This is a genomic window from Succinivibrio dextrinosolvens DSM 3072, from assembly GCF_900167015.1.
GTDB lineage: Bacteria > Pseudomonadota > Gammaproteobacteria > Enterobacterales > Succinivibrionaceae > Succinivibrio > Succinivibrio dextrinosolvens.
Window position 1 is genome coordinate 1 of the sequence record NZ_FUXX01000048.1, and the last position, 18,028, is coordinate 18,028.

An 18,028-nucleotide genomic window follows, 5' to 3' on the forward strand; every position below is an offset into this window, starting at 1 on the left:
AACACACCTGATTAGAAAATATCCATTTTCTAATCGGCACGCTTTATCCCCGCAGTAAACTGCGTGGTTTTAGCGTGCCTATTACTTGATAAATAAAGAGTGTTGCTTTTACATCTGTAAGAGAATTATGCATAGATTCATTTTCCTCTGGAACAAATCCTAAAAATGAAGAAACTGAACCCAGATCATGTTTTTCAAGATGCGGCATGATTTTTTCGGTTTCATATTTTCTGTAGAGATTGTGGACATCACCCCAGTTTAATTCTAACTCGTTGAATTTCTTGATGTTATTGGAAAGCATACGCAGATCAAACTTGGTGTTGTAGCCCAGAATAAGCTCATATCCTCTAAAGAGCGAGATTATCTCTTCTGAATCTTCTGCAATATTCGGTTTGTCCGCTACAAATTCTGGGGAAATGTGATTAACCTTTTGGGCGTAATACCATGAAGTATGATTAAGAGGGCGATAATATCTGTTCCAAAGCACGTTACCAAGACCGTCAATTACAGATAACTGTAATATTTCGTCTGTGTTTCCAAGTCCTGTTGTTTCAGTATCAACGATTAAAATTTTGGATAGATCTGTATGAATCAAAATTCACCTCAAAATATAATGTAAGAATAAATATTATATCTAAGGAGAAATAATTATTCAAAGTAAATTTGATGAGTTATCTGATAGACGCAGGCAAATCTCTCGTACTTTCAGTGTAAGGTGAGCAGATTAAACCACGGCAGGAGTTTCGTTTTCAGAGTTGTCGATTTCGCCCTGAGGCAGAGTTTTACAGTATTCCTCAACTAAAGCTACTCGCTTTAGGAACATCTGCTCTCCGATATCCTTACCCTTAAACCCTTGGGCTATAAATTCCTGAGCTTTGACCTCATTACAGATTTCAAACATCTTCATAAAGTAGCCAAGTCTTGGGAAAGGTCTGTTTTCAAAGCCCTTACGACCGATAAAGTCACACTTGCAGCACAGAGCAAATGGAAGTACTCTTTGAGGCTTTCTCCATGCATCAATGGCATTTAAAAGCTCAACAATACCCTCTGCACCACGACGGTAAAGGTTATGCATTACTGAGTGATTTAAAACCACAACCATAGCAAACTGCTCATAGTCTGATGGAACTCTCAGGCATTCACATAACACCTTCAGCGGTTTCTCGCCAAGTTTATCGTGAAGCTTGTGACAAGGCCAGACTACGACAGGAGTCTCTCCTTTGCCGATGTCATGGCAGAGCATTGCAAATCTGACCACAGGATCTTCGGTTTCAAGACTGATTTTTTCAAGGGTCATACAGGTATGAATTCCGGAGTCGATTTCAGGATGCCATCTTTTGGGACCTGGAATCCCAAAGAGCTTATCAATCTCAGGCAGAACTTCCTTGAGAGCTTCAACTTCTCTTAGTGCCAGAATGAATTTATGTGGTGATTTTGTTTTCAGTGCCTTTTCCAGCTCCAGAAATATTCTCTCTGCGGTAAGTTCTGAGAGTTCTCCGCTACGGGAGATTTTTCTCATCAGAGCCTTGGTTTCATCTGCGATAGTAAAACCAAGATGACTGAATTTTGCATAGAATCTTGCAACTCGCAGGACTCTTAGAGGATCTTCAACAAAGGCATCAGATACGTGTCTTAGAATTCTGTTTTTTAGATCATCAAGACCATGATAAGGATCAATGATATTTCCTTCCTCATCCATAGCCATGGCATTGATGGTAAGGTCACGACGCAGCAGATCCTCTTCTAGGGTAATATTTTCATTGAAATCACAATTAAACCCCAGATAGCCGGTTCCGTTCTTGGACTCAGTTCTGGCCAGAGCATATTCCTCATGAGTTTTGGGATGTAAGAAGACAGGAAAATCATGTCCAACCTGGCTGTATCCTAAAGACAGCATCTTTTCAGGATTTGATCCTACAACGACATAATCTCTGTCTGACTGCTCCAATCCCAGGAGTTTATCTCTTACAGCTCCGCCTACTAAATAAATCTGCATACCTTACCTAATCTATTATTCTTTTGAAATTCTACCAAAAAAGCAGATCCTATTCACGCTTATTAACGGTCAAAAAGTACATTTCTTGTTATATTTTTAGGCAAAAGATAGTTCCTTAAAATTTTTGAATAACCATCAAGGAAAATCTGCAATATTTAAGTTTGCGCTAAGTGTTTAGTCCAAACAATTGGTATAATCTGACACAGATTTAAAATAACAATAAATGTAGCTATGTACGAAAAATTTTTTGGTCTTGACGAACTACCATTTGACGGTCTTCCTGATAACCGTTTTTATTTTGTTGGAAACTGCCAGCATGAGGCTCTGGATCTGCTGACAACCAATCTTTCCAGAAACGGCTCAATCTGTATTCTGTCTGGTCCATCCGGTTCAGGAAAAACTACACTTGTCAGAATGCTTATTCGTTCTCTTCCAAAGAGAATGCGAATTATCGCTATTGATGATCCAAGATTGGATGAGCACATGCTTCTGGCTACCATCCTGCGTGCCAGCGGTGTGGTTGCAACCTCATTTGAGTCAATTGCAGAGCTGACCTTAAAATTAAGAAAATTTCTTGAGCGTTCCGTTGAAAGCGGAATTGTCACCACAGTAATTTTAGATGAGGCTCAGGGCCTTGCGGATGAAGTTATTGAACAGATCCGTCTTATCAGTAACATTGAAGGCGAACTGGGAAAGATGATCAATTTCCTTCTGGTAGGTCAGGAGGATTTAATTGAAAATATCCAGAAGCCAATGCACAAAATGTTCTGGGGTAGAGTAAAGGCTTTTGCTACTCTGCATGCTTTAAAGCGTGATGAGGTTCAGGCCTATATTAACTTCAGAATGCAGAATGCAGGCTGTCATGATCCGGTATTTACCTCAAGAGCTGTCAATACTATCTTCAGAGGAACAAAAGGTCTTCCAAGAATCATTAATTCCGTTGCCGACAGATCATTGTGCATAGCCTGTGATTACAACAGAAAAACTGTTTCAAGCCGTATTGTAAAGAAGGCTATTGAGATTGTCCGTCACAAGAGAAGTCTATTCTCTTTAGGCTACAAGAATTTTGCTAAACATGTTCTTATGAATATGTTTGTTAAGCTTCCTATTATCCTAAGCGGTATTTTCATCAGTATTCTGGCTTTTGTTTTTGCTTATATCTATCTTTACAACAATATCAGTTCTGTTGCCATAAGTAGTCTGATGCACAAAGATCAGACCGTTATGACAGAGTATCATAAGCTTTTAAACAATATGCTGCCAGGCAGAAATGCGAATACCAGAGAAATCGCGCTTTTCAATAACTCAATAAAGGAAAGCGTATTTGAGTCTGATTCAATAGATACTTTGATAAAAATATGGGGATACACAAAACAGGATGGCTCTAAGGCTACCTGCGCAGATCTTTCTTCACATAGCATGCAGTGTGAGGTTCTGACAAAGGAGCTGTCTTACCTTTCCATTGTAAATCGTCCGGCTGTTCTTTCATTAAGATCTGATGATCTGACTCCTTTCTTCGCTGTGGTAAAAAGCTTTGGTCCAGAGGAGTCTTCCATCATTATGGGTGACAGACTCTATCGTGTAAAGACCGAATTTCTAGAGCACGCCTATGACGGTAAGCTTTTGTTTATCGGAAAGAAGCTAAAGAGTGATGATAAGTTTGAGGATAAGGTAAAGCCTGAGAATTTCTCTAATGCACTAAAGCGTATCTCCGCACTTGTTCCTGAGCTGAAGCTTGATTTGCCTACAGAGAAAAAGGAGCTTAAAAAGGCATATGACAGACTGAAAGGATTCTCTGATGAGAATGTAGTTTTTTCTGTCATTGATAATGCGTTAGCGGAGGGGCCTTACCTTGAGTAAAAAACGTAAGGTTGAAGATCCTGCAGAGCTTTTGAAGGATTATGGCTTTACTCCTAAAAAGGCTTTAAAGCTGTTTATTTTCTCGCTGTTCTTTTCGTCTTTAGGCGTTCTGATCCTTGCTTTGTGGATGCATTTATCCTTTTATTCTGTTGCAAGAGATGTCTTTTCAAGTCTGGGAAATACACTTGGGCTTTTAAATTCAATTTATGTGAATGATACTCAGTACAGGGATGCTCTTGTTTCTTCAGAGAGGTTCCCTTTTGAGATTAAAAAGAAGATAGGACCTAAGGATCTTACTTTAAGTTCTCACCAGCCTCTGGTAAATGTGAAAGGGCAGAAAAGAAAGATTTCAGAGAATATCTATGAAGTCAGATTTGTTAAATCAAAAGCTGTAACTGATCAGCTTTGATTCTGCTCTTCCTGTAATTATAAAAAATAGGATCTGCTGTATTACTACTGCAGATCCAAAGGGGAAGTTTCAAATCTGTTTTATTGAGGCCATTTGAAATCTTTTACTTCAACCTTGTCTGAATCCTGGAATGGGCCAAGAGTTGAAATCATTACAATCTTCTTATCTGAATTGTTCTTAACGTAATGAATTTCACCTGGTTCAATATGGATGAAATCTCCTTTCTTCATGTGATTTACCTTGTCATCGACCACGATATCAATTTCACCTTCCATGATGTAGAAGTTTTCTTCCATAATATTGTGATAATGGGCAGGGAAATCCTGACCTGGCTGGAACTGCACCACAGCAAAATTCAGACGAGGTCCCTTCATCAGGTATTTTGGACCGGAATCACCAAAGCGATATTCCTTTTCGTTCTCATTTAGTTTAAACATTTGTTTCTCCTTTAAATTCCTGGTGCGGCCCACATGTAGTTAGTAACTTTTCTGTCAGCCAGCGAAAGCTGTGTATTGTAGAAATCTCTCCACTTCTCATACATTGCCATGTATGTTTCATGATTCTTCTGATCCGGGGTGAATGTTCTTTCAATCTTTACAAGTTTTAAAGCTGTTTCTTTAATATCCTTATATTCACCGATTCCATATCCAGCCAGCATTGCGGCTCCCAGAGCAGTTGCTTCTTTTACAACTGGAACATTTACTTTCTTTCCGATTACATCTGAAAGGATCTGACACCATAGAGGGGATTTTGATGCTCCTCCTCCAAAGACTACACTTGATGGCTCATGTCCGGTTGACTCCTTAACAAGATCAATATGACCTCTGGTAACCAGTGCTGTATTTTCCAGAATAGCTCTGTAGAATGTATAGCGGTTGAATTTCTCCGGCTCGAAATTGAAATTTGCAAATGTTGGAGAAGCATGTTTCCAGCAGGTAAAATTCATAACATCCGAGAAGGCACACATCATACCATAACAGCCGGCAGGGATCTTCTGAGCTTCTTTGTTCATAAGATCATATGCATCGACACCAAGCTTTTTAGCCTCTTCCTTTTCATGAGTACAGAAGGCATCGCGGTACCATCTCATGGCAAGACCTGGTTTAAATGCCAGTGCTTCAAACTGCCACATCCCTGGAACACTGTGACAGTTAACTCTGACTCGTCCCTTACTATCAGTTAAAGGCTTGTCAGTATTGTATTCATACTGCCAGAAGCTTCCTCCGAAGATAGCTGCCTCCCCGTTAGCAACTGCACCTACTCCCATGGTACCCAGCTGACAGTCGCCACCGCCTGCTATAACCTCGGTTCCGGCGCATAGTCCAGAATCATCAGCACCTTTCTGTGTAACTACTCCAACCTTGTCTCCGCATTCAACTGTTGCTGGTAGAATATCATCTCGAAGGTTACAGCTTTTCAGAATGCTCTTATCAAATTTACGGGTCTTGAGATCCATAAGTCCTGAGGTTGAGCCGTTAGAAGGTTCAACAGCCAGAACTCCTGTAAGCTTATAGTTTAGCCAGTCGTTAAACATGCCGACATATTTGATCTTCTCGTAGATATCCGGCATTTTGTTCTTAACCCATAGAAGTCTTGGCAGGGCATCTAAGGCAAATGACTGTCCTGTAATATGGTAGAGCTTGAGCTCAAGTGAAGGATCGCCTTTTGACAGGGTAACAACCTCATCTGTTGAGCGCGCATCGACGTTTGCGCAGGCCCAGATTTCATTGAGGTTCTCGTCATATAGAACGATGCCTTCTCGCATGCATGTAGTTGAGACTGCAATAATTTCCTTATTGGAAATTTTGGCTTTGGTTATTGCTTCTTGTATACAGTCACAGGCTAGTTTCCAGTTGAAGTTCCAGTCAAAATCCATACTGCCAGGATATCTTGGATCCTCTTTATGAAACCACTCTCTCTGTCCTTCGCTTATCTGTTCTCCCTGCAGGTTGAAAAGGACAGCTCTAACCGATCCCGTACCGGCATCGATCGCCATAAGATATTTGCCCATGTGTACTCCCTATGTTTTTATCCTTTACACGGTCTTTCCGTGTATTAAGCTTTTTTAGGATCAGCGCTTATATGTGCTCTGTATCCATAATCCTTACATGCAAATATATATGTTTGTCTGTTATTTATTTTTTGCTTAAAATTCAGTTAACTAATTCTGAATTTATAAAAGGTTCTGTGCTGTTTTTTCTGTTGTAATAAGTACCTTACATAAACCTTTTGTTAAAGCTGCTGTTATAATCTGAAGCTTCTCTGAACCTCCAGCCACCATGATGGTCTGAGACATGCTCTTGAGTGTATCAAGAGAGGTTGAAATCAGTCGTGAATCAATATCAGCATCAACGATTTCACCATTCTTGTTGATAAAGTGTCCTAAGATATCTCCAACAGCGCCAAGTCTCTTTAAATATATGAAGTCAGAACGGTCAAACAACCCCTGTTCAATCACAGTTGCATGCTCATCAAGACCACCGGCACTGAACAGTGTCATTGATGAGGTTGATGCCATTCTCTTGATCCAGGTCAGGTCAGGATGCTCAACCAGAGTGTCTCTGATTTCTTTTGATTTCATTAAAAGAGGAGCAGGGTACAGATACATCTTTGCTTTGAATATATCTGAACGCGCATTTGGCAGGTAGTTGTTAACTCCTCCGGTTAGGGACACTGCAGTCCAGTTGCACTGACTTTCGGATGCCAGATAGTTAAATGCCAGTGACAGAGTTTTGCCATAACCAATATTGATTACAGAGTCATTGGTGAGTCTGAGATTCACGTATGAGCAGGCTGCTCTGGCTAGACTTTCGGTAATGTTATGGCTGTTTTCCGGTTCAGGAACTACATAAGCATTTTCAAGAGCATATTTTTCAATAAGCTTCTTTTCAAGGTCAAGTTTATTGTTATCAAGTCTTGTTATATAAAAACTGACAATGCCTTTCTGTCTTCCTTCTTCAAGAAGTTTAATAACTTTTAATCTGCTTAAACCCAATAATTTAGCTATGTTCTGCTGAGTCATTCCGTCACAGTAGTAGTACCAGCAAATTTTTTCAATTAAACGAAGATCGGCTGTATCAGACATAGTGTTTACCCATGTTTTGGTTAAATATAGTTGTCAGAATCGGATTCTATGACAATTTACTACACATAAGTTTATATCTATAACATTTGTAAATCAAAAGCAAATTTGAAAAAAATACATCTTTTTTAGAAAGTGCGACAAACCGCTTATTTTTGCAAAAAAGCAGTATTTTTTTTTATAAAACAGTTTAAATTAACAATAGTCTCAAAAAAATTTTTTTGTCTGATTGGTAATACTTTTGTAAAAGGATTTGATAAATGTCAGAATCCCAATTCCTACTTGAAGCTCGTGATGTTTATAAGAGTTTTGGCCTGAATCAGGTGTTAAAGGGTATTACTTTGACGTTGAAGAGTTCAGAAGTTGTTGCCCTGATTGGCGGTAACGGTGCTGGAAAATCTACACTGATGAAAATCCTGATGGGTATATATAAGCCAGATCAGGGTGTTTTTAAAATCAACGGCCAGAGCCTTGAGAACCTTAGTCCAAAGAAATCCATGAAGGCTGGAATATATATGGTTCCACAGGAGCCAATGATATTCCCTCATATGACAGTGCTGGACAATATTCTTATCGGATTTAGTGGAAAGAAAGCAGATCTCGAAAAGAAGCTTGAACATTTCTACAGACAGATTAACTGCAAGATTGATTTAAAACGTCTTGGTATGACACTGTCAATCGCAGAGCAGCAGATGGTCGAGCTTTTACGTGGACTAATGCGTGAGAGTAAGATTCTTATCCTGGATGAGCCAACCTCATCATTAACCTTCGATGAGGTTCAGACTCTTTTTGAAATAGTAAGAGACCTCAAAAAGAAAGGCATCGGAATCATCTATATCACCCACCGATTAGCTGAGGTTTTTGAGCTTGCTGACAGTATCTGCATTATGGCTGACGGCAAGATAACTTTAAGAGGCGAGACCTCCAAGTTTACCCGAGAAATGCTTGTACAGGCTCTGCTGCCTCCAAGCTTTACTCCTGCATCGAAGACCCGCAGCGAGCTTGAAAACAAGATTAGAAACGCCATGCCGATTCTTCAGCTTAGAAACTTCTCCGGCTATGGCTTTAAGGATATCTCCTTTAACGTACTTGAAGGTGAGATTGTCGGTATTGCTGGTGTTGTTGGAGCTGGTCGTACTGAGCTTGCTAATACAATCTTCGGTAAGGAAATTCCTTTAGGTGGAAACGTAATTTTAGATGGAGAGGATATTACCGGTCGCAGTACCGCTGATGTAATCAGAATGGGTATTAACTATGTTCCAGAGGACAGAAGGAGCAACGGTCTTTTCGGCATCTCTCCTGTCTGTGCGAACATTACCTCCGCTTTACTGGATTCAAAGATCACCGGAAATATAGCGCTTAACAACGCTGAGGAAATCCGTATCAGTGAAAAATACATCAAGGATTTCAGAATTAAGGTTACCTCTCCTTATCAGGAGGCAGGCTCTCTTTCAGGCGGTAATCAGCAGAAGGTTGTCATTGCAAGATCTTTATCAACAATGCCTAAGCTTGTAATTCTGGATGAACCAACCCGTGGTATTGATGCCGGTGCTCGCGGTGATGTCTATAAGATTATTCGTGAGCTTTCCCATACCGGTGTTGCTGTGATTGTTATTTCATCAGATACCGAGGAGATTATCGAGCTTGCAGACAGAGCGATTGTTTTCTGTCGGGGCAGGGTAAGTGCAGTTTTAGAAAAGGATGATATTAACCAGCAGAACATTACATCCGCATCATTTGGAATCTATAAGGAGGAGGCTAATGCTTAAACAGATTATCAACCGTTATGAGTCTAAGGCTTTTGCCTTTCTGATTCTGATGTTTGTGCTGGTGTCAGTTGTCAATTCGGACTTTCTGACAGGTGAATCCGTTGTTAACTGCTTTAATGATTCTGTTGTTTTCACTTTACTGGCTGTTGGTTCTGCTTTTGTAATCCTAACCGGTGAAATTGATGTTTCCGTAGGATCTGTCCTGGGTATCAGTGCTGCAGTGGCCGCCACCATTCTGCGTGATGGAGGATCTCTGTTCTGGGCAATTACGATGGCTATCTGCGTAGGTGCCTTCTTCGGACTTGTCAATGGTATCGGTGTTGCGGTTCTGAAGATTCCTTCTCTGATCTTTACTCTTGGAACATACGGTGTTGCAAGAGGAATGGTGTACGTATATACCGGGGGTGCCTGGGTTGAGAATCTGCCTGCATGGTTTACCTCTGCATCACATTCATATCTGTGCGGATATCTGACCTGGTACTATGCTTTGGTTCTGGTATTTGTAATCTTTGTGCAGTTCCTGCTTTCTCATACCAAGAAAGGCCATAACTTCATTGCAGTAGGTGATAACTATCAGGGTGCTGAACTGGTCGGTATCAATCCAACTCAGACCAAGATCTATGCCTATGTGATTTCAGGTGTATTCGCCTCAGTTGCAGGTCTTCTGTTTACAAGCCGAATCGGATTTATTACTCCAATGTCAGGCAATTCCTATGAGATGAAAGCTATTGCTGCCTGCGTTCTAGGCGGAATTTCACTCTCAGGAGGTTTAGGAACCCTTATAGGTGCAGCCATCGGTGCTGTAATCATGACCTCTATCACCAGAATTCTGGTATTCCTGGGGTTATCATCAAATTATGATAACACGATTACAGGTATCATTCTGATTGTTATCGTGGTTGTTAATACCATTATTCAGAATCGTGAAATAGTAAAAAGCCGTCGAGAGATTTCTCTAAAGCGTATCGCCCAGAAAGCTTTTATTGATAATCAGGAGGTATCAAAATGAAACGTTGGGACCTGACCTTACTTGTAATTTTGATTCTGGAAATATGCATATTTGCTTATGCAAATCCTAAGTTCCTGATGCCAAGAGTTATCTTTGGATCGATCAACGATATTATTCCAATCTGCATTATTTCACTTTTTGTAACAATGGTAATGATTACTGCCGGAATTGATATTCAGGCAGGTGCTGTTGTCGGTTTGTCATCAATTATCGTTGGTGTGACCTGGCAGGATCTTGGACTTAATATCTGGGTAGCCTCTCTTGTCGCTATTATAATTGCAGCTCTGGTTGGTCTTCTGACAGGCTACATAGTTGCCTATTATCAGGTTCAGCCAATGGTTGTTACCTTAGGCGGAAGCTTCCTTTATGCAGGTCTTGCTCTTTTAATCTCAACCCTCTCCTCAACAGAAAGTTATAAGGGAATCAGCGGTTTTCCTGAGTCCTTTGTCAATTTTGCATCCTATCGAATTGGAGGAGTTCTCCCTGTTCAGGTGGTGGTCTTCCTTGTAATGGCGGCTTTTGCCTGGTTCCTTCTTCATAAGACCAAATACGGACGCAAGATCTTTTTAATCGGTATTAACCAGAACGCAGCAGAATATTCAGGCATAAATACCAGATTCATCATTATGTCTACCTATGTTCTGTCAGGTATTGCAGCTGCGGTTTCAGGAATTCTTTTAACCTCTTATCTGGGTACGGCAAAAAGTGACCTTGGCGCAACCATTACACTGCCAATCATTACTGCAGTGGTTCTTGGAGGCACTCTTATGACCGGAGGTAAGGGCAGTATTATCGGCACAGCACTCGCTGCCGTGATTATCGGTGTGCTTAAGTTCGGTCTGCCTTTATGCTTCAGAGTCAATATGCAGTATCTGGATATTCCGGTTGGTCTGCTATTGCTGATTGTTATCAGTGCAAGGGCACTAAGCAATCGTCCTGAAGTCATTGTGTTCATCAGCAATTTAAAAAAAAAACTAGATTCTAAACAAGATTTACCTTTGATAAAGACTACATAAGGAGTTTTATATGAAAAAAACTTGGTTGAAATCAGCTGTTATTTCAGCAGCAATTGCAGCTTGTCTTTCTGTATCAAATGCATATGCAGGTGATCTTAAGGACAAGACCGTTGCTTTCATTCCAAAGCTGACAGGTAACGCATTCTTTGAGTCTGCAAACGTTGGTGCGCAGAAGTATTCAAAGAAGGTAGGCTATACCGTAGAATATATGGGCTCTCCAAATGCATCTGTAGCAGATGAGGTTAATGTCATTAACCAGGCTGTAGCAAGAGGTGTTGATGCAATCTGTATTTCTTCAGTTGATGCTACCGGTCTGAACAAGGCTCTTGCTGATGCCATGAAGGACGGTGTTACTGTTGTAACCTGGGACTCTGATGTTGGCGAAGACTGCCGTACTCTGATGGTTTCACAGGGAACTCCTGATATCTTAGGTAAGATGCTTGTTGATATGTCTGTAGATGCACTGCAGAAGCGTGGAGTTGATCCTAAGAAGAAGGCTGTTAAGTACTGCTGGCACTATTCACAGGCTACTGTTGCAGATCAGAACTCCTGGCAGAAGGAAGGTGAGAAGTTTATTAAGGCAAATTATCCAAACTGGGTAAATGTTGCTCCTGATAACTACTATTCAGAGCAGGATGCAGAGAAGGCTGTTTCAATCGGTGCTTCTGTACTTGAGGCAAATCCAGATATCGACCTTATCATCTGCAATGACTCAACTGCTCTTCCTGGTCAGCTGACCGCTGCTCAGAACAAGGGACTGAACAAGTCAAAGGTTACCATTACCGGTTTTGCTTCTCCAATGTCTATCAAGAACTTTGCCAAGTCTGACATTATTGAGGAGTGGGGCCTGTGGGACTGTGGTGTTCAGGGCGCAATCGGTACCTATCTGGGTGCTTACCTTGCTGCTGGCAACGAGGTTAAGGTTGGCGATGAGATTGATTTACCAGAGATCGGCAAGATTAAGGTAATGCCAAATGATTCACTGGTTCCTGGTTCTAAGACCGGTGCTAAGAACAATGGTGTTGTTCTGCTGCCAGAGCGTCTGGTATTCACCAAGGATAATGTTGATAATTACAACTTCTAATAAGTAATCATACTAATTTTAAATTATGTGACCGCCGGTTAATCCGGCGGTTCAAGGAGTATAAATGGCAGATTTAGACGGCTTAAAGGTTGCTCATGATTATCATATCGATGAGCCTTTTGCTAATAATAAAGGTTTCTATGTAAAAGGTGCCAACGCCTTAGACTGGGGAATGAAGAAGCATCTTGCTAATATTTTCAATCCAGTAAGCGGCAATACTGTAATGTTTGCCTTTGACCATGGTTATTTCATGGGATCAGTATCAGGCCTTGAAAGACTTGATTTACTTCTTCCTAAGCTGATGCCTTACATTGATGTTCTGATGTGTACCCGTGGTGCCTTAAGAACCTGTATTGACCCATCATGCCGTAAGGCTGTTGCTTTAAGAGCAACCTCAGGTTCATCCATGGTACAGGAAGATCTTTCTCACGAGATTTTAGCTGTTGATGCTGAAGAGGCTGTAAGACTAAACGCAGACTGTCTTGCAATTCAGACCTTCATCGGCGGTGACGGTCAGCTAAGCTCTCTTAAAAACCTAGAAGATGCAGTTAACATGGGCTGCAGATACTCAATTCCTATTTTAGGTGTTGTTGCGGTTGGTAAGCAGATGGAAAGAACCACCAAGTTCTTTAAGCTTGCAACCCGTATGCTTGCAGAGTTAGGTGCAAATATGGTTAAGACCTATTACTGTGACGATTTTGAAGAGGTTGTAGCCGCATGTCCTGTTCCTATCGTTGTTGCAGGCGGAAAGAAGCTACCTGAGAATGAGGCATTAACTCTGGCATACAATGCTATCAAGGGCGGTGCCCGCGGTGTTGATATGGGAAGAAATATCTTCCAGAGTCTGCACAGTGTTGAGATGCTTCAGGCTGTAAATAAGATTGTCCATGAAGGATTTACTGATAAGGAAGCTTACGAGTTCTATCAGGATTTAGTCAAATAATACTTTTTCCTTTTTGTCATAAGCCTGGATCCTGAAAATGGTTTCAGGCTTTTTTTCACAATTATCAATTTGTTCTGTTTTATTTAAGCCTTAATAATTTCAGTGTTTATCACGTTTTTTGCTGAAAATTTGCGACATACTCCTCGCCTTCTCACATAAACCACAAAAATATCGGTAAAAAAAGGAAATTTTTCATACATAACCTAAAATAGATTATGTAGAAGTTCATTATTACTAGAAAACGGATCTGCAAATGGCTGGTTTAATTGAAAATATTGAAAGACGTACAGGTATGGTTGGTCAGAACCGCATGGAAATGCTGCTGTTCCGCCTGCCTAACAGAAAACAACTTTATGGTATGAATGTGTTTAAGATTCTGGAGATTCTTCCTTGTCCTCATCTTACAATCATGCCGAAGTTGCATAAATCAGTGATTGGAGTGCTGAATCATCGTGGCACCACCTCTTCTGTTATTGACTTAAGTCTGGCAATGGAAGGTCCAAAAACCGATGATTACCGTAAGTATCTGCTTGTTATGAGTGAATACAACAATTCCGTTCAGGGATTCATTGTATCCAAGGTTGAGCGTATTGTTGACTATAGTTGGGATAAGATCATGATCCCACCTAGCGGTCTGGGCAACAAGGCTTATCTGACAGCAGTTACCGAGTATCAGAATGAGCTTGTTGAAATTGTTGACGTTGAGAAGATCTTCTCTGAGATTTCTCCATACGAGGAAATTGTCGACAACAATTCAGAAGAGTTCAAGGCGCATATTCGCTCTATGCTGAAGCATCCTGAGGCTAAGATCATTGTTGCAGATGACTCTAAGGTTGCAATCAAGCAGACTGGAGATACTGTAAGAACTCTGGGTATTGAGGTTATAGAAGCTAATAACGGTCTTGAGGCTCTCAATATCATTAAAGATTACGCAGCAAAGGGTAAGCTCGATGAAATTGAGCTTCTGATTTCAGACGTGGAAATGCCTCAGCTTGACGGCTATTCATTGAGCGCGGCTTTGCGTAAAGATCCTCTTTTAAAGGATATCTACGTAATTCTGCATACCTCTCTGTCAGGTGTGTTCAATGAAAGTATGCTTCATCGTTCAGGTGCTAATTCCTGTGTTGCTAAGTTCGATACAGAGAAACTGGCTAAGACGGTGGTCAAGGCAATTGAGGAACTTCATGGAGGTCTGAAGCCTTCAGAGTCAGTAACTAAGCTTGTTAACTGATTCAGAATAAAGTTTCGTTTTCTACAATAACCTTAAATACGGTGTTCTGTATTTAAGGTTTTTTTTTGCCTGTATGTTTTTATGTCACATTAAGTTGTAAGTCTAAATATACATTATTGGTTTAATATTGTGGATTTATTCTGAAGATTTTATTTTCTGTGTTTTGTGTCACAATTCAAAATGTAGTAAACATAACGTTTTGTTTCTATCTTTTTGAGGACTAAAACATGTATATTATCGAACTAACAACTTTTACCAATCCGGCTGAGGTTAGCTACGAATTTGGTTCTATTGATGATGTAAAGACTTTTCTTGAGAAGAACAAGCAATTACTTAAGTCTTACGTTGTTGTCCACAAGAACGGAAATATTGTTAAGTTTTAATCTTGAAGTCTTGAAAGAAAGCTCCAGTGAAAACACTGGAGCGAATAATGGAAATAACTCTGCCTTACTGCAGATTCTCTTTGTATTTATTCTTTAAAACTCTGTTCAGTCTTATTGGGCAGAATCTAGGTCCGCACATTGAACAGAATGATGCTTCATGAGAGCAGTTATCAGGCATCTGTGATTTCCAGACATTGTATGCGTGCTCTGGATTTAAGCTCAGTGCAAACTGATCGAACCATCTGAAATCAGCTCGTGCTCTTGCCATAGCATCATCTCGAATCTTTGCTCCTGGAAGTCCTTTTGCAAGATCAGCCGCATGTGCAGCAAGCTTGTATGTGATAAGACCTGTCTTTACATCCTCTGCATCAGGAAGTGCCAGATGCTCTGATGGGGTAACATAGCAGAGCATTGCTGTTCCAAAGCCTGCAATCTGAGATCCTCCGATTGCAGATGTTATATGATCATAGCCTGGAGCAATATCTGTAACCAGAGGTCCTAAGGTATAGAACGGAGCGTAATTGCAGTATTTCTCCTGCAGTCTCTGATTTTCCTCGATCTTATCCATGGCAACATGACCAGGCCCCTCGATAAAGCACTGAACACCTGCCTTATAACATCTTGCTGCAAGCTCTCCTATAGTCTTAAGTTCACCGTACTGAGCCTTATCGCAGGCATCATTGATACAGCCTGGACGCAGACCGTCACCAAGAGATAAGGCAACATCATAGTCATGACAGATTTCCAAAAGCTCATCAAAATGCTCATAAGCCATATTTTCTGCGCCCTGACTCATCATGCACTCTGCCATGATTGAGCCGCCTCTGGAGACTATTCCCAGAATTCTCTGGGCCGCATAAGGAAGATACTCATGAAGAAGACCTGCGTGAATAGTGAAGTAATCCACACCCTGTCTAGCCTGAGCTATGACTGTATCGCGGAAGAGATCCCAGGTAAGTTTTTTGATATTGCCTTCGGCTCTATCTAATGCTTCATATGCAGGTACGGTTCCCAGTGGTACTGGAGATGCTCTTAAAATAGCATTTCTAAGCTCTGGAATTCCATCGATACCCACACTCAGATCCATTACGGTATCAGCACCAAACTGTAAGGAGAATCTTAGCTTTTCAAGCTCCTTTGAATAGTCTGAGCCAATGGCAGAAGCTCCGATGTTTGCATTGACCTTTACACTGTATTTTGCACCGATAATCATGCTTTCTGCTTCAGGGTGATTGATGTTTGCAGGTATTACTGCTCGGCCCTGAGCTATGGTGTTGCAGACATCCTCAGGTGTAAAGGCCATTTTCCCCTCATCTGCAGTACAGAAAGATTCTCTTACTGCGACGTATTCCATCTGAGGAGTAATCACACCTTCCTTTGCATAATCAAGCTGAGTCTTTTTTACTTTTCTGGCATCTCCGTCCTGATAGGACTCAGTCCAGCCGGATGTTATCTTAGGCTGATTAGGAAAGTTCTCTGGACAGCCTTCAACTGTCTGAAGAAGTATTTTTTCGCCGTTTGACAGGGTAAGTTCTTTGAATGGAACATTCAGAGAGCCTTTAGTGATTCTTTTGGCATTAACAGAGAAGGTATTGTTGATATTATTAGACATCGGCATTTCCATTATGTTTATATACATGCATGCCGAAGTCTTGTTTCCTACGCAGGTATTATCCTGATCAGGTATACGGATTCTGCAGAAGCAGTCTCAGCCCAAGGGCACTCCGACAAGCAATACAATGTTGTATGTTTGTTATACGGGAGTATCTATGAAGGATACTCTTCGCATTTGAATTCTTTGCCTTTAATTTGTTAAAGGTTCTATCTGAGTTGATATTATCTTTAATAGTCATCATAACGTCAAGAAGAACAAAGCAGTGCACTTAATTAATAATGGCTGTCATTTTCTTTTGAAAAATAAAGATGTTAGGTTTAATATTTCTTTTCAGAGTATCTAAAGAAGATTCTTTACAATGCTAAGGAGCAGAAAAATGGCAAATATTCTAACGATTCAGATGCAGTCAAAACTAGGTCAGATTGAAGAGAATCTCAAGAAGGTAAAGTCCTTTCTGGCTTCCCACAAGAATCTGTCTCTGGATCTGGTGGTTGTGCCGGAGTTCTTTGCTACAAGTATCGATTATTTAAAGCCTGAGATTGATGAAAACGGTGGCTATGTCATTGATGAGATAAGAGAACTTGCCAGAGAATACAATACCAATTTTATTGCTGGCTCTGTTGTAAGACAGAAAACTGATGGCAGATACTACAACTCCTCCTTTGCAATCGACCGACGTGGCAATATTCTGAAAGTCTACGACAAGATTCATCTTTTCAATTATTTTGGCGGAGCTGAAGGCTGCAGAATTACAGCCGGAAATGAAATCTGTACTGTTGATTTTGACTTTGCAAAAACCGGTATGGGGATCTGCTTTGATATTAGATATCCAATGCTCTTTAATGAGTTTCTTAAACAGCAGGTTCAGCTGATTGTTCTTCCTACAGCCTGGATTTTTCCTTCAATAATGATATCTGATCCTGAACAGAGAAATTCTCTTGAAGATATCTGGCAGTCTATGGCTAAGACCAGAGCGTATGATAATGAGGCATTCTTTGTGGTCTGCAATCAGACCGGAGATGTTGGTCATGACATGGAAGGACTTGGTAACTCCATGGTGATTTCTCCATATGGAAAAATCATTTCATTATCAGACACCAAAGAGCAGGCAATGCTGACAAGTATAGATATCAGCGAAGCCAGAAAATGTAAGCAGGAGTTCCCTAAGGCTAACCTTCTGTAGTTGATTTCTATCTGATTTAGCGGCTCGTTATTTTGGGGAACCGCTGTGAGATTCAATTTCAAACGAACTAATACTGTACTCTAGTATGCATCAATATTCCATGCAAGTTGACATCCTCCTATTGCTGAAGCAAGAGGATTCCTACTGCTGACATTACTGCTCAGCTTCAGAGGGTTCACAGTGCTGACTCCTTTTGGAGTTCACTTTCTGTGCTAGCCGGGCGAGCCCCGCCCTTAGGATATTTCCCGCTGCATTTTCATCTGCATTAGCTGTATATCCACAGTTCGTACAGCAGAAATGAGCCTGAGTGCTGCGATTGTCTTTTGAGACATGACCGCATTTAGGACAGGTTCTGCTGGTATTCTTTGGGTTAATCTGTAAAAAGATATGACCTCTCTTTTTCTGCTTGTATTCAAGCATCTTAAAGAATTGTCCCCAGCCTTCAGAC

17 protein-coding genes and 1 riboswitch are annotated in these 18,028 nt (G+C 40.8%); of the genes, 10 read left to right on the plus strand and 7 right to left on the minus strand.

What is annotated here, in order from left to right; all coding sequences use genetic code 11:
* Nucleotides 1–43 precede the first annotated feature (43 nt).
* Together B5D46_RS10230 and B5D46_RS10235 are read right to left on the minus strand one after the other, a co-directional pair.
* Complete coding sequence (locus tag B5D46_RS10230; RefSeq protein ID WP_159443096.1) at nt 44–595, minus strand: 3'-5' exonuclease; 552 nt, start codon at nt 593–595, stop codon at nt 44–46.
* Between the two features lie 129 nt (nt 596–724).
* Nucleotides 725–1,996, minus strand: a complete 1,272-nt coding sequence (locus B5D46_RS10235) for a multifunctional CCA addition/repair protein (RefSeq protein WP_078929379.1) — start codon at nt 1,994–1,996, stop codon at nt 725–727.
* 231 nt (nt 1,997–2,227) lie between these two features.
* Between B5D46_RS10235 and B5D46_RS10240 the strand changes: the two genes are divergently transcribed.
* Both B5D46_RS10240 and B5D46_RS10245 read left to right on the plus strand, forming a co-directional pair.
* Nucleotides 2,228–3,856 (plus strand): ExeA family protein, encoded by a 1,629-nt coding sequence (locus B5D46_RS10240; protein ID WP_078929380.1) that lies wholly within the window; start codon nt 2,228–2,230, stop codon nt 3,854–3,856.
* On the plus strand, nt 3,849–4,265 hold the full coding sequence (locus B5D46_RS10245) for a hypothetical protein (RefSeq protein ID WP_031492033.1): 417 nt from the start codon (nt 3,849–3,851) through the stop codon (nt 4,263–4,265). The genes B5D46_RS10240 and B5D46_RS10245 overlap by 8 nt, the downstream gene beginning before the upstream one ends.
* A gap of 80 nt (nt 4,266–4,345) precedes the next feature.
* Here B5D46_RS10245 and B5D46_RS10250 read toward each other — a convergent pair whose 3' ends face one another.
* From B5D46_RS10250 to B5D46_RS10260, 3 genes are all read right to left on the minus strand, one after another.
* Nucleotides 4,346–4,702 (minus strand): cupin domain-containing protein, encoded by a 357-nt coding sequence (locus tag B5D46_RS10250; protein WP_078929381.1) that lies wholly within the window; start codon nt 4,700–4,702, stop codon nt 4,346–4,348.
* 11 nt (nt 4,703–4,713) lie between these two features.
* Nucleotides 4,714–6,276 carry an autoinducer-2 kinase gene (gene lsrK, locus B5D46_RS10255; protein WP_078929382.1) on the minus strand — a complete coding sequence of 521 codons (1,563 nt, stop codon included), beginning with the start codon at nt 6,274–6,276 and terminating at the stop codon, nt 4,714–4,716.
* Nucleotides 6,277–6,438: 162 nt separating this feature from the next.
* The gene (locus B5D46_RS10260) at nt 6,439–7,350 is read right to left on the minus strand and encodes a sugar-binding transcriptional regulator (protein WP_078929383.1); all 912 of its coding nucleotides are present in this window, start codon (nt 7,348–7,350) and stop codon (nt 6,439–6,441) included.
* 257 nt (nt 7,351–7,607) lie between these two features.
* Here B5D46_RS10260 and B5D46_RS10265 point away from each other — a divergent pair, with 257 nt between their 5' ends.
* The 7 genes from B5D46_RS10265 to B5D46_RS12210 all read left to right on the plus strand — a co-directional run bounded on the left by B5D46_RS10265 (nt 7,608) and on the right by B5D46_RS12210 (nt 14,782).
* Entirely contained in the window at nt 7,608–9,116 is a 1,509-nt protein-coding gene (locus tag B5D46_RS10265; RefSeq protein ID WP_078929384.1) for a sugar ABC transporter ATP-binding protein, read from the plus strand.
* Nucleotides 9,109–10,125, plus strand: a complete 1,017-nt coding sequence (locus tag B5D46_RS10270) for an ABC transporter permease (protein ID WP_078929385.1) — start codon at nt 9,109–9,111, stop codon at nt 10,123–10,125. The genes B5D46_RS10265 and B5D46_RS10270 overlap by 8 nt, the downstream gene beginning before the upstream one ends.
* Nucleotides 10,122–11,141 (plus strand): ABC transporter permease, encoded by a 1,020-nt coding sequence (locus tag B5D46_RS10275; protein WP_078929386.1) that lies wholly within the window; start codon nt 10,122–10,124, stop codon nt 11,139–11,141. Before B5D46_RS10270 ends, B5D46_RS10275 begins: the two co-directional genes overlap by 4 nt.
* A gap of 10 nt (nt 11,142–11,151) precedes the next feature.
* Entirely contained in the window at nt 11,152–12,225 is a 1,074-nt protein-coding gene (locus B5D46_RS10280) for a substrate-binding domain-containing protein (protein WP_031492042.1), read from the plus strand.
* Between the two features lie 64 nt (nt 12,226–12,289).
* Nucleotides 12,290–13,168, plus strand: a complete 879-nt coding sequence (gene lsrF, locus B5D46_RS10285; RefSeq protein ID WP_078929387.1) for a 3-hydroxy-5-phosphonooxypentane-2,4-dione thiolase — start codon at nt 12,290–12,292, stop codon at nt 13,166–13,168.
* Nucleotides 13,169–13,421: 253 nt separating this feature from the next.
* Nucleotides 13,422–14,399 carry a chemotaxis protein gene (locus tag B5D46_RS10290; protein WP_078929388.1) on the plus strand — a complete coding sequence of 326 codons (978 nt, stop codon included), beginning with the start codon at nt 13,422–13,424 and terminating at the stop codon, nt 14,397–14,399.
* Nucleotides 14,400–14,626: 227 nt separating this feature from the next.
* A complete protein-coding gene (locus B5D46_RS12210) occupies nt 14,627–14,782 on the plus strand; it encodes a hypothetical protein (protein WP_159443097.1) in 156 nt (51 codons plus the stop codon).
* 64 nt (nt 14,783–14,846) lie between these two features.
* On the opposite strand, the gene thiC is transcribed toward B5D46_RS12210, so the two are convergent.
* The gene (gene thiC / locus B5D46_RS10295; RefSeq protein WP_078929389.1) at nt 14,847–16,394 is read right to left on the minus strand and encodes a phosphomethylpyrimidine synthase ThiC; all 1,548 of its coding nucleotides are present in this window, start codon (nt 16,392–16,394) and stop codon (nt 14,847–14,849) included.
* Nucleotides 16,395–16,421: 27 nt separating this feature from the next.
* A riboswitch (TPP riboswitch) is annotated at nt 16,422–16,519 on the minus strand.
* Nucleotides 16,520–16,773: 254 nt separating this feature from the next.
* Here thiC and B5D46_RS10300 point away from each other — a divergent pair.
* The gene (locus B5D46_RS10300) at nt 16,774–17,580 is read left to right on the plus strand and encodes a carbon-nitrogen hydrolase family protein (RefSeq protein ID WP_159443098.1); all 807 of its coding nucleotides are present in this window, start codon (nt 16,774–16,776) and stop codon (nt 17,578–17,580) included.
* Between the two features lie 153 nt (nt 17,581–17,733).
* On the opposite strand, the gene B5D46_RS10305 is transcribed toward B5D46_RS10300, so the two are convergent.
* On the minus strand, nt 17,734–18,028 hold a 295-nt coding region (locus tag B5D46_RS10305; RefSeq protein WP_143675663.1), incomplete at its 5' end, for a zinc ribbon domain-containing protein.

Bases quoted from the DNA above. Each gene is read 5' to 3' on its own strand.
- B5D46_RS12210 (WP_159443097.1), top strand. From the start codon at position 14,627: ATGTATATTATCGAACTAACAACTTTTACCAATCCGGCTGAGGTTAGC.
- B5D46_RS10240 (WP_078929380.1), top strand. From the start codon at position 2,228: ATGTACGAAAAATTTTTTGGTCTTGACGAACTACCATTTGACGGTCTT.
- lsrK (WP_078929382.1), bottom strand. From the start codon at position 6,276: ATGGGCAAATATCTTATGGCGATCGATGCCGGTACGGGATCGGTTAGA.
- thiC (WP_078929389.1), bottom strand. From the start codon at position 16,394: ATGTCTAATAATATCAACAATACCTTCTCTGTTAATGCCAAAAGAATC.
- B5D46_RS10275 (WP_078929386.1), top strand. From the start codon at position 10,122: ATGAAACGTTGGGACCTGACCTTACTTGTAATTTTGATTCTGGAAATA.
- lsrF (WP_078929387.1), top strand. From the start codon at position 12,290: ATGGCAGATTTAGACGGCTTAAAGGTTGCTCATGATTATCATATCGAT.
- B5D46_RS10260 (WP_078929383.1), bottom strand. From the start codon at position 7,350: ATGTCTGATACAGCCGATCTTCGTTTAATTGAAAAAATTTGCTGGTAC.
- B5D46_RS10265 (WP_078929384.1), top strand. From the start codon at position 7,608: ATGTCAGAATCCCAATTCCTACTTGAAGCTCGTGATGTTTATAAGAGT.
- B5D46_RS10270 (WP_078929385.1), top strand. From the start codon at position 9,109: ATGCTTAAACAGATTATCAACCGTTATGAGTCTAAGGCTTTTGCCTTT.
- B5D46_RS10300 (WP_159443098.1), top strand. From the start codon at position 16,774: ATGGCAAATATTCTAACGATTCAGATGCAGTCAAAACTAGGTCAGATT.
- B5D46_RS10235 (WP_078929379.1), bottom strand. From the start codon at position 1,996: ATGCAGATTTATTTAGTAGGCGGAGCTGTAAGAGATAAACTCCTGGGA.
- B5D46_RS10290 (WP_078929388.1), top strand. From the start codon at position 13,422: ATGGCTGGTTTAATTGAAAATATTGAAAGACGTACAGGTATGGTTGGT.
- B5D46_RS10250 (WP_078929381.1), bottom strand. From the start codon at position 4,702: ATGTTTAAACTAAATGAGAACGAAAAGGAATATCGCTTTGGTGATTCC.
- B5D46_RS10280 (WP_031492042.1), top strand. From the start codon at position 11,152: ATGAAAAAAACTTGGTTGAAATCAGCTGTTATTTCAGCAGCAATTGCA.